The organism is Okeania hirsuta (assembly GCF_003838195.1).
Lineage (GTDB): Bacteria > Cyanobacteriota > Cyanobacteriia > Cyanobacteriales > Microcoleaceae > Okeania > Okeania hirsuta.
Map to the genome: position 1 here is coordinate 48594 of NZ_RCBY01000001.1, position 11819 is coordinate 60412.

Below are 11819 nucleotides of genomic sequence, written 5' to 3' on the forward strand. Positions count from 1 at the left end.
AATATGCATCTGACACATTTAATTGGGAAATTATTGAAGCCCCAGAAAAAACAACAATTATCGAGTTGGTCAACTCTGGCAACTTCACCAATTTTAGTGGTGTTGACAATAGCATCTCTAACAGGTACTATGGGTCAACGTTACTACAGTCAGCCAAAGTTAGATGAGGGAACTGTTGCTCCTCAAACTATCCGTGCTCCGAAAGGTGCTATAGTTCCCGACAATAAAGTAACTGAACAGCAGCGCAAATCAGCTAGACTGGGTGACATCACTGTATTGATGATTAATGAGTCAGTCAATCAAAGAGTTGACAAAGAATTAGCTGAAATACTGGCACTAGGTAATCAAGTCAGAGAGATAGTTGTTAATTTTCCATTTGTGAATACAGGTATATTATCAACAAATACTCAGCTGCACCTACAGCAAGTTTCCCAAGAAAAGTGGGTGGCTATTCAACAAATAGTAGAGGAAGAGTTAAAAGAAAGACCTCCAGGGCCTCAACCAGGAATAAATGCTGATTCTATATTAACTAAAAACTCAATAGAACTTGTCAGTAACAATGATAACGTTATAGACGATCGATTATTGACTAAGGTATCAGTCCTAGCAGACTATCAGGAATATAGTCAAAATTCTATAGTTATTAGTAGTAAGGATCGACAAGCAATTTCAGAATTATTAGCTTATCGCAAAAAAAGTTTTTTTCAAAACTATGAAAGAGTTTTGGAGGAGATTTCACAAGCTCGTGATTTGTACAAAGACGCAACAGAATATCTGGCTAAACAGCAGGAAATCGAAGGTTATGAGGTATACGATTCTACTTTATTAGAACTGTCTGACACTGACTGGCAAAAAACTCAAACAGGTATTGAAATTGTAAAAGAGCGAATGCTGGCTCAAGGAATATCGCCAAATCTACCTAAGCAGGAATGGGTGAAAGCACTGAAGTTACAAGTAAATGATGTAGTTCCTGTGGTGGCGGAAGATTTAGCAATCAATGTTTTGAAGGTAGCTTTGGAAGCTAATTTATCTCTAGATTCAGAAGGCACTAAACAATCAGTTGAACTGGCAGCACAAGAGATTGAAACAGTAACATACAAAGTCCGAAAGAATGAAGTTATTGTCAGGAAGGGGAAAAATATTAGCCGTAAGGCATTTGTGTTACTAGATCATTTTCGCTTAAGTCGCCGTACAGTTAATTGGCATGGTTTGGGGGTTTTGGTAGGTATTGTTAGTGGAGCTGTAGGTATAGTAGTTCTAGTAGAAAGGCAATTTAAATCTGGTCTAAGGCACAGAGATAATATACTTTTGTTGCTTTTGAGTTTGAGCGCACCGTTACTGATCGCCTTGAAAGTACCATGGAGTAGTTTACCAGCAATTGGATTATTGGTAGGAACTTTCTATGGTTCAACTATGGGAGTGACAGTGGTGGGATTAATCTCTGTGATACTACCTATTGGGATGGATGTTGACAAAATAGATTGGTTTGCCAGTGCTGCTGGTGCTATTGTTGGCAGTGTAATAGCTGAAAAAATGCGATCGCGTGAAGAACAAGCATTGTTAGGTTTAGGGGTAGGGTTAACTCAAGGTACTGTTTATTTGTTGATAAATTTGATTGTCCGTGAAACACCAGGATTACTATGGTATGCAATCATAGGTCCGGTAGGTTCGCAAGCAGTAACAGGTGCAGTAACAGGTTTGGTTTGGAGTATTGTTGCTTTGGGTTTGAGTCCATATTTGGAGCATTTGTTTGATTTGATTACTTCGATTCGTTTGTCTGAATTGGCTAATCCTAATCGCCCTCTGTTGAAGCGTTTGGCATCGGAAGCACCTGGTACTTTTCAGCATACTCTGTTTGTGGCAAGTTTGGCAGAAGCGGCAGCACGAGCAATTGGTTGTAATGTAGAATTGGTGAGAACGGGTACTTTGTATCACGATATTGGTAAAATGCACGATCCATTAGGATTTATTGAAAATCAAATGGGTGGACCGAATAAACATGATGAAATTAAAGATCCGTGGGTGAGTGTGGAAATTATCAGAAAGCACGTTACGGAAGGATTGGTAATGGCTCGTAAACACCGATTGCCAAAGGCTATTAGGGCGTTTATTCCTGAACATCAGGGTACAATGTTAATTGCTTATTTTTATTATCAAGCTAAACAAAGATCTGAGAAGGGAGAAAAGGTAGTTAAGGAAGAGATGTTTCGCTATGCAGGACCGATTCCACAATCGCGAGAAACTGCTATTGTGATGTTGGCAGATTCTTGTGAGGCAGCATTGCGATCGCTCAAAGATGTGACTCATAAAGATGCTTTACAGATGGTGAAGAAAATTATGCGGGCACGTTGGCAGGATAATCAATTGGCTGATTCTGGTTTGACAAGGGCAGAAATGTCAACTATTGCCGAAATTTTTGTACAAGTTTGGGAACAGTACAATCACAAACGTATTGCTTATCCTAAAGCGGCAATGAATCCAAACCAAGTAAAAACTGTAAAGTCAGTTGTTAGTTCTAATTAAATGTTTTTCAACAAAGAAGGAAGAAAGAAGAAAGAAGAAGGAAAAAGGCGATTAGTTATAGCAACCGCCAAGTTGGTGTTTGACAATTAGTGCGAGCATCTTGCTCGCGTAATGAATCATCATAATTGCCTGATATCCTAACTATAGTATAATGGCCACTGCTATATATTGGCGATCGCTTTTCTCTAATACAAGGAAGAAGTAAAAAGCAAGAAGGAAGGAGGCGTTTAGTTATCTAGGAGGGAAGGAAATATCTTGCGTTGTCTGAGTTTTAAGCTTTTAATATGTCCGTGCCCTTTCCTTCGACTGCTATAAAAATTAATAATATCAAATCCTAACTATAGTGGCCACTGCTATATATTGGCGATCGCTTTTCTCTAATACTTTGAAAATATGCTTATGATAAGCACTACACAAATAAGTTAGGAAATTCTTCTATTTCCTGTTCTGTGCTACCTACTCCCTTTTCACTCAAATTTATTGTCAAATGCCAAAGAACCTACTGCTATAGCAGTCGAAGCAAAGCTTAGGACATTCCTAAATGCTCAAACGAGGGTCAGAGATCGCTTCTGTAGGGGCGAATGGCCATTTGCTAACGCAGAGCTGCCGCTAACGCCCCTACTTACTTCTGACTTCTGACTTGCGCGTAGCGCTATATATCAATCTCCTTGAGGATATTCTTCCCATAAATTAGTCGCTTGGCGCAGACTGGAATGTTCTCCATTACCCATAATGATATGGTCGAGTAGAGGAATAGCTAAAAATTGCGCTCCTGCTAACAATTGGCGTGTTAAGTTGATATCTTCGGGACTAGGTTCCACATTTCCCGAAGGATGATTGTGGGAAATAATAACTCTGGTTGCACCCTGGCGAATCACTTCTCGAAAAATTTCACGGGGATGAGCTAATGTTTCTGTTGCGGTACCGATGGTAATTACTTGAGTTCCGAGTAAGCGGTTATTTACATCTAAGAGTAAAACTGCAAATTTTTCTTGGGTTTGCCACATTAAATCTTGACTTAAAGCATCTGCAGCAGCTTGTGGACTTTCAACAAGAGCTAATTCTGGAGGGCGAGATTGAAATACTCTTTTTCCTAATTCAATGGCAGCCAAAATAGTTGTTGCTTTTGCTGTACCAATACCATGAATTTGAGTTAATTCTTGAACTGTAATATTACGGAGAATTGAGAGGGGGTCGCGCTGATGTTGACTTAATTGATTGAGTATATATTGTCCGAGACCTACAGCAGAAAGTTTCCCTTTTCCCTGACCTGTACCTAAGAGAATAGCAATTAATTCTGCAGTGGAAAGACTTTTCGGACCAGAGGCAATTAATCTTTCCCGTGGTCGTTCATTGCTCGGTAAGTCTGCAATTCTAAGACTGTAGGTCATTTCAGTTATCAGTTATCAGTTATCAGTTATCAGTACTTCCGGCTTAAGTGGGAGGCTTGAAATACTGAAGTTTCTTTTTTCATCCCCTTTAAAGGGGAGGCTTGAGACCTGATATTTTGGTCATTGATGCACTATGAAAAAACTAAGGTCAATAATTTCTAAACATAACATAAGTTATTCCAAGAAACTAGACACAAAACAAAAACTTCATACAACTCCGTATTATTTTGGATACCTAGAATTTTTACTGCCAGATTATGTCTAAGTTATCTCAGGAGGTGAGAAGAAAACTATAAGTACATGTGCAAAATTAATTTAATATTTGTCAGTAGGGAGTAGGGAGTAGGGCATAAAAAATATACTTTTGTGTACAATAAATCAATCTAAAAATACAGCAGATTCCACCAAGTGTGAGGTACACCCATAGCGGGCATCTTGCCTGCACTGAGAACATTTAATTGTTAATATCTGTACTTTATATACAACCGAATATGCTGTATTTTTTCCTACCTATTTAAGCTAACCATCAAATATACAATAGACATCTCCAATAATAAAAAATAAAATTAATATCGTACAAAAATCATTAATTATTTACTGTATACTTCCTACTGACCTTCCATGGAAGGTCCCTAATGCATACTCCCTACTCCCTCTTTTCTGGAGATGTCTAATTAATATTGCTTGACTATTTAAAGGATAAATAGAAAAAAAGTTTTGATAAATAATAGTTTAAGACCAATATCAAGCTGATTAAAAATTATTAGGAGTTGGTAATTGCCAAGGGTTAAATCAGCAATATCGTCAATTTTCCTCTAGATTTTTCTGCATATAATTTTCAGGTTATTACTAATACAACCAACTCTGATATTCTGAATTAGCATCTTTCATTTCTTCATATAACCAAACCATGCGATCGAGAAACCACATCTTACTTAAAAGTACTAGAACAACTCCTAATAAAATCGGCCAGATATTCAACTTAATTAATCCCTAAATACAAAAGATTAAACCAACTGTTGAAATGAGATTAAGAATATTAATTACGGGTTGATGATGTTTGGGAGTTTCAATACTGAGACTTACACAACTTAACTGGTAAAATTAGACTATAATGCTTGTAAATCAATAATTTTACGTCGAAGCGCTCGCTACGGGACTTACACAAAATTTTAGAGCTGCCGAAATCAAGTAAATATTAAGGGGCTAAATTACTTACTATACTTCGATTCCAGTAGTTTGATGAATTTAATCTTTAATTGCGAAAAGCGATATTATATAAGACTTTTGGCGAAGTTTACACTTCTCATCTTCAGCCCAAATATAGCCCAAACTCTCTCTGTGAGAGGTAAATACGTCACGGTTATTAGTCAACCAATCAAAAAAACGGAAAGACATAGCTGTACGAAAAGCGTACCATTGCATCAGTAAATGTCTTTAAAGGTTGATTGGCCCATTGTCTTTGTAATCCTCCAGTTAGTTGATGCCAAATGATCAAAGTATCAGCACAAAATACCAAAATAAAATGGCGTTCTAGACTCCATTTATCTCTTATATCATGTCCGGTAGCATCGGTCTTGTATAGCAAAGGTAAGGAAGAAGGAAGAAGGAAGAAGGAAGAAGAAAGAGGGAAGAGGGAAGAAGGCTACCCTCGCAAGAAAAAACCATCATTTCCTGTAGATATTCACCCTTGGGTTTATACAAACGATATAAACGGACATGATATTACTTGATATTCTGTTAATCCTCACCATCATCATTGCTTCTCGGTAAAAAACTTCTATCCAATTTCTGTTTGAGTAGCTATTTACTATCCACTCAGATGTTACTTTTGATGGCTCGACATTGGTCATAAAATTATCAATTTCTGTGGCCTCTTCTATAGAACTAGCATTGATAACGATAGCAAATGTTCTTTCTCCAAAAAGGCGTGAAGTTGATGCTCTAAATGTCATCACCCAAAGTTTTTTGGTTGTGTCTACAGTTAATATAACTCCCTCAAATTCCTCTATTCGGATGCTTTTTGCCCATTCATCTCTTCTAATTTCTGTTTCTGATTGGGATTTTTGTCTAACTACTATTTTTTCCTACGGAATGCTACGCAAACGGTTTTTGGCGATTCCTCCTAGATATTTTCATTCCTTTTCTTCAAGTTGGTTCATAAATCTTGTGTTATTGCCATAACCAGCATCAATTAAAACTTTTTCCTGACTATGGCCTCTACTGAGACTGCGGTCTATTAGCTCTATTCCTATATCTGGCTTTTTCTGAAATAGTTTGTCATTTTTTCCTTCTGGTAAAGAGCTGGAATGTTGATATAATTCAATATCTAAAGGGAAACTTTTTTTACCATCGTATCGGATGAGTTGTTACAGTTACTATTTCATTGTCTGTTTTACCAATTTCTCCTATGTATTGTCGTCCTACTCCAGATGTAAAATTACCGCTTCTTGCTCCGTCTTGACGCCGAGGAAACCTCGGCGCAGGCGGTGCGCTGTTTCGGTGTCCAGAATCGTCTAAAATCAACCCTTACCCTTTCTTGAATTTGGTTTGAGAACGTTTGTTAATTATTTCTAGACGACGTTTGCTAACGCAAAGCTTCGCTAACATTGATTTTACTAGGCTCGATTATGAGAATCTGCTATGAAATGATGTCGGCGATTATAAACTACTCCAATGGAGTTATTGGCCATTTGAGATATGTTTTTCCTTTCACTTTCCCCTAGTAATCCACCCAAATAGTGGCGGAATCCTGTTTTTTGGGGTGGGTTTTTCCCACAATCATCAAACTGTTGACACCACCTTTCAAAGCAAGGGGGCATTGCAGTAGGGGTTGTTTCTTTCGTTCCTTGCGATCGCTTCGACGTAAAATTATTGATTTACAAGCATTATAGTCTAATTTGGCCAGTTAAGTTGTGTAAGTCCCAATATAACGTCTTAGTTTTTCTGCTGTTGTAGATTTTGCGGTGGTGAAAAATCAGGCACTGAAAACTATAACGTCTTAGTTTTTCTGCTGTTGTAGATTTTGTGATGGTGATCAATCAGGCACTGAAAACTGCAACGTCTTAGTTTTTCTGCTGTTGTAGGTTTTGAGGTGTGTGAAAATCAGGCACTGAAAACTACAACGTCTTAGTTTTTTAATCTACTTAATATTATATGATTTTTACTAAAATGTCTAGCACACTACTGAAATACTGAGAAAATTTCTAGCTAAAGGATAGGGTGGTTATCTATCAGAATTTTTTGTAGGTTGGGTTGAAGTAAGAAAGTTTTGATGGTTACGGAGAATCAATGTTTGTATTTGTAGGTATTACAATGATTGTAAAAATTATTTTATTGAGCTATGATTTTTCGTAAAACAAATCAGCAGAATCAGATACCACGACGTTTTCAAGAAAGAATACAAGTAGCTAAAGATAAAAAACTTAAGAAGTTAGACTTAAGTCATGATTATTGGAGAAGAGATGATGAAAAATTAACTGAAATTCCTACTGAGGTTTGCGAGTTAGAGCAGCTAGAAGTATTAAATTTAAGAGATAATCAATTAACAAGCATCCCGGAATAAATCTCTCAATTAACTAATTTAACTAGGCTGGATTTAAGAAGTAATCAATTAAAAAGTATCCCAGAATCAATCTCTTAACTCACCAATTTAACTGGGCTGGATTTAAGAAATAATCAATTAACAAGCATCCCAGAATCAATCTCTCAACTCACCAATTTAACTGGGCTGGATTTAAGAAATAATCAATTAACAAGCATCCCGGAATCAATTACTCAACTTACCAATTTGACTAGACTTTATTTAAATGATAATCAATTAACAAGCATCACGAAATCAATTACTAAACTCACCAATTTAACTCGACTTTATTTAAGTGATAATCAATTAACAAGCATCACGAAATCAATTACTAAACTCACCAATTTAACTCGACTTTATTTAAGTGATAATCAATTAACAAGCATCACGAAATCAATTACTAAACTCACCAATTTAACTCGACTTTATTTAAGTGATAATCAATTAAAAATTCTCCCAGAATCAATCTCTCAATTAACTAACTTAACTGAGCTTGATTTAAGTTATAATCAATTAACAACTATTCCGGAATCTATCACTAAACTCACGAATTTAATTGGGCTTGGTTTAAGAGGTAATTCCCTGGAAACTCCACCAATAGAAATTGCTCAAAAAGGGATAGAAGCAATTAGAGAGTATCTCCAACAAATAAAAGAAGAAGGAACAGATTATCTCTATGAAGCCAAATTACTAATTATTGGAGAAGGTAGCGCTGGTAAAACTACTCTAGCTAACAAAATTCAAAACCCAGACTATAAACTGCAAGAAGAAGATTCAACTAAAGGAATTGAAGTTTCTCAGTGGAATTTTCCCACAAAAAATCAACATGACTTTCAGATGAATATTTGGGATTTTGGCGGACAAGAAATTTATCATGCGACTCACCAATTTTTTCTCATTAAACGCTCCCTATATATTCTTGTGGCTGATACTCGTAATGAAGATACAGACTTTTATTATTGGCTGAATATAGCAGAATTGTTGAGCGATAATAGTCCTTTATTAATTATCAAAAATGAGAGACAAGAACGTAAACGGGAAATTAATCAAATAGCATTACAAGGTCAATTTTCTAATATCAAAGAAATATTAGACACCAATCTTGCTACTAATCGAGGTTTAGAAGAAATTCAAACAGATATCCAACATTACATCAGTAATTTACCTCATATTGGCAGTGCCCTTCCTAAGACTTGGAAAAAAGTCCGTGAAGTATTAGAAACAGATGGTCGTAACTATATTAGTTTGACAGAATATTTATCTATTTGTGAAGAGAATGGCTTTAAGAAGCGAGAGGATAAATTACAATTAAGTGGTTACTTACATGACTTAGGAGTCTGTCTGCATTTTCAAGATGACCCACTGTTAAAGAAAACAGTTATTCTTAAACCAGAATGGGGAACAGCAGCAGTTTATAAAGCTTTAGATAATCCGCAAGTTTATGATAATTTTGGCAAATTTACCAAAGATGATTTAACAAATATCTGGCATGAAGATAAATATGCCAATATGCACGACGAGTTACTGCAATTAATGATTAAATTTAAACTCTGCTATCGGGACTTTAGTGAAAAAATAGCAAAAAAAAGGGTAGAATATATATGTGATATGTATTTTACGTTAATTACTGGCCGGGGTAAAGTCTGATGAAAGAAACAACTTCAGTGGCCATGCCTCCTTGTTTTCATCGATGGTGCGTTCGCGGTAGCGTTGCGTAAGCAAATCGCTTTAACGATGTCAGGACTTACGCAAAGACACTATATATAGAGTATGGTCATCTAGAGCGATATAGCTGCCGCACTTGCTCCGCCAACGCTTAAAAATGGAGAGCGATTGCCTCAGCAAAGCTCCGCTAACGCCTCAAGACAAGTATCATTATCAGAAATTAGGCCAAGAAGCTATATATAGTACCATTTCTCATGCATTAATGCTCGGCTTGGAAGGTAGTCAAAATAAATGGAAAAATTACAGAAGTTAGTTAACAATAAAATTACGTTAATAAATAGTATTTATAAATAAAAAATCCAAGTATAGCAAAGTTTTTGAGAATTGGTATAACTATAGTGTACTGATCTAAGTTTGGTAGGTGTTGCTCCATGTTAATACATTGCATCAAAATACTCTAATTATAATATAATAGACTTGTCGCTTTATAAGGTAAAGTAAAGTTAATAGGGTGTTTGAGATGGGACAATGTTAGATCTGAATCGGGTGCTAAAAGAAGACCGCCTCAGTGCGGGCATTGACTGGACTAAACCGTAAGGCATTGGATGAATTATTACAAGCTTTTTGTGTCCAACTTGACTCGGAAGCGATACGGCGCTCCGCCACCCTCCGCGAACGCTCTTTTGCCAAAAACCTAGAGTTCGAGCTTTAGGAGGAGGGAGAAAAGCGCGGTTGTTAGAGGCCAAAGACAAGCTATTTTTTATCTTGTTCTACTTCAAGTGTTACCCTACCTTTGATGTGGCAGGAATATTGTTTGACTTACACCGCAGCCGAGCACACTATTGGATGTTAAGACTACAACCGTTGCCCTGAGAGTGCTTTAGGGAAAAAAATGGCCTTACCAGAACGTAAGTTACAAAGCATTGAAGAATTCATTGGCAGGTTTCCATCTGCCAAAGAAGTGATGATTGATGGTACGGAACGGCCAATCCAGCGTCCAAAAGACCAGCAAAAGCAGAAAAATCATGACTCAGGTAAAAAAAAGTGCCATAGGAGTCAACATCTGATCATGACAGACTCAGATAAAAGGGTCCTCGTCCTATCAAAAGCAAGAGAGGGCAAGGTTCATGGGCCTTCGGCAGTTGGACGCGCGAAAAATTGGTAGATTTTGTGCTTTTTGGAAGTGAAAATTCATGTAGATTTGGGTTTCCAGGGATTACAGAAGGAATTCGTCAACATCAAAATTCCCACGAAAAAACCTAAAGGAAAGGAATTAACTGAGGAACAAAAACTTTTCAATAGAGAGAAAAGTAGCGTTAGCGTCAAATGTGAACATACAATATCTGGCGTGAAGAGATATAATGCAGGGAGAGGATTGTATCGAAATCACATTAAAGATGCGCGACGATCGCTTCATGTTCACTGCGGCTGGACTCTGGAATTTTTACTTAATGGTAGCATAGTTTAATCAGTGAAAACCAGAATTTTCCCATTTCACTTTAAGGTTTTATTTCGCGACAAGTCTAATTATCTAGAAATGTTGTAGAGAGCGATCGATATGAATTTTAACTATATTGATGATTGTCAATATTTGCTAAATTCTCATACAAATTATACCATAACTAACCTAGCCAATCACCTAGAAAATATTAGCCATGATACAATTAATCGTTATTTAAGAATAGAATGTCTAAGTTTCCTGCAGAATGCTGCGCAAACACAAGATTTATGGCGAAATGTGAAAGAGGAAATAGTCCAATGTACAGAGGCATACCTAATTTTTGATGAGACAGTAATCAATAAAAAATATGCCAATAAAATTGAACTTGTACGACGACAATATAGTGGTATCGGTACATCAAGTAATTCGGGGCATAGGAATAGTTAATTGTATCTATTTTAATCCACAAAATGAACAATTTTGGATAATAGATTACCGTATTTATGATCCAGATAGTGACAACAAAACTAAAATAGATCATGTTGAAGAAATGATATTAAATGTGATAAATACCAATAAATTACCATTTAAAACTGTATTAATGGATAGTTGGTATGCAACACAAAGATTAATGGCATTAATAGATAATTTAGGAAAAATTTATTATTGCCCCTGAAAAATAAATCGCGCACGTAGATGATACTGGTGGTGTAGAAAAATATAAAAAGATTGCTGAATTAAGCTGGAACTCCTCAGAAAAAATATCAGGCAAAATAATTAAAATTAAAGGTTTTCCAAGGGATAAAAAAGCGAATGCGTAATTCTGAGGTCTCCTCAGAATGTAAGACGCACTCAAGACAGTCAAACTATTCTGGGTAATTGTTTCTACCAACAAGACAGAATATATTGCTACTAATGACCTGAGCAAATGCAGTAAAGATGATGTAGAATTTGAATCTCAAACCAGATGGAAAGTTGAAGATATCAATGGAGAAATTAAGCAATTAACAGGTCTATGCTCCTGTCAATGTCGTCTGAGAAAAATTCAAATAAATCATATTACTTGTGGAATGTTAGTCTGGAATTTTTGAAAAAGATTAGCAGTAACAATAGGAAAAACTATTTACGAAGTCAAACATGAATTACTCTGCTGATTATCTGCTCCAAGAACTGAAGAAACCCACAATCAAATTCAGAGCGGTTTTTATTTGATAGG

The 11819-nt window shown here is 36.3% G+C and carries 7 protein-coding genes and 4 pseudogenes; 8 read left to right on the plus strand and 3 right to left on the minus strand.

All coding sequences use genetic code 11. The features are described 5' to 3' along the window. Nucleotides 1–3 precede the first annotated feature (3 nt). Entirely contained in the window at nucleotides 4–2523 is a 2520-nt protein-coding gene (locus D5R40_RS00175; protein WP_124143253.1) for an HD family phosphohydrolase, read from the plus strand. Nucleotides 2524–3182: 659 nt separating this feature from the next. Here D5R40_RS00175 and radC read toward each other — a convergent pair. The 3 genes and pseudogenes from radC to D5R40_RS38885 all read right to left on the minus strand — a co-directional run. Beyond that, a complete protein-coding gene (gene radC, locus D5R40_RS00180) occupies nucleotides 3183–3914 on the minus strand; it encodes a RadC family protein (protein WP_124143254.1) in 732 nt (243 codons plus the stop codon). An 849-nt stretch (nucleotides 3915–4763) separates the two neighbouring features. After that, nucleotides 4764–4895: a DUF6653 family protein gene (locus tag D5R40_RS40595; protein WP_275670274.1), complete on the minus strand. Its 132-nt coding sequence runs from the start codon at nucleotides 4893–4895 to the stop codon at nucleotides 4764–4766. Nucleotides 4896–5228: 333 nt separating this feature from the next. Beyond that, a pseudogene (locus D5R40_RS38885) lies at nucleotides 5229–6736 on the minus strand (IS701 family transposase); the annotation flags it as partial. Nucleotides 6737–7257: 521 nt separating this feature from the next. Here D5R40_RS38885 and D5R40_RS38890 point away from each other — a divergent pair. The 7 genes and pseudogenes from D5R40_RS38890 (at nucleotide 7258) to D5R40_RS00225 (ending at nucleotide 11815) form a co-directional block, all read left to right on the plus strand. After that, nucleotides 7258–7479 carry a leucine-rich repeat domain-containing protein gene (locus D5R40_RS38890; RefSeq protein WP_124143255.1) on the plus strand — a complete coding sequence of 74 codons (222 nt, stop codon included), beginning with the start codon at nucleotides 7258–7260 and terminating at the stop codon, nucleotides 7477–7479. Between the two features lie 93 nt (nucleotides 7480–7572). After that, a pseudogene (locus tag D5R40_RS41785) lies at nucleotides 7573–8070 on the plus strand (leucine-rich repeat domain-containing protein); the annotation flags it as partial. Beyond that, nucleotides 8053–9144 (plus strand): COR domain-containing protein, encoded by a 1092-nt coding sequence (locus D5R40_RS41790; protein WP_339379393.1) that lies wholly within the window; start codon nucleotides 8053–8055, stop codon nucleotides 9142–9144. The pseudogene D5R40_RS41785 and the gene D5R40_RS41790, both read left to right, overlap by 18 nt. 595 nt (nucleotides 9145–9739) lie before the next feature. Beyond that, nucleotides 9740–9874 carry a hypothetical protein gene (locus D5R40_RS40610; protein WP_275670276.1) on the plus strand — a complete coding sequence of 45 codons (135 nt, stop codon included), beginning with the start codon at nucleotides 9740–9742 and terminating at the stop codon, nucleotides 9872–9874. Nucleotides 9875–9927: 53 nt separating this feature from the next. Further along, on the plus strand, nucleotides 9928–10035 hold the full coding sequence (locus D5R40_RS42300; RefSeq protein WP_205127223.1) for a transposase family protein: 108 nt from the start codon (nucleotides 9928–9930) through the stop codon (nucleotides 10033–10035). Between the two features lie 91 nt (nucleotides 10036–10126). Then, nucleotides 10127–10630: pseudogene (locus D5R40_RS38905) on the plus strand (transposase family protein). 90 nt (nucleotides 10631–10720) lie between these two features. Next, nucleotides 10721–11815 (plus strand): annotated as a pseudogene (locus D5R40_RS00225) (IS701 family transposase). Nucleotides 11816–11819: the final 4 nt, after the last annotated feature.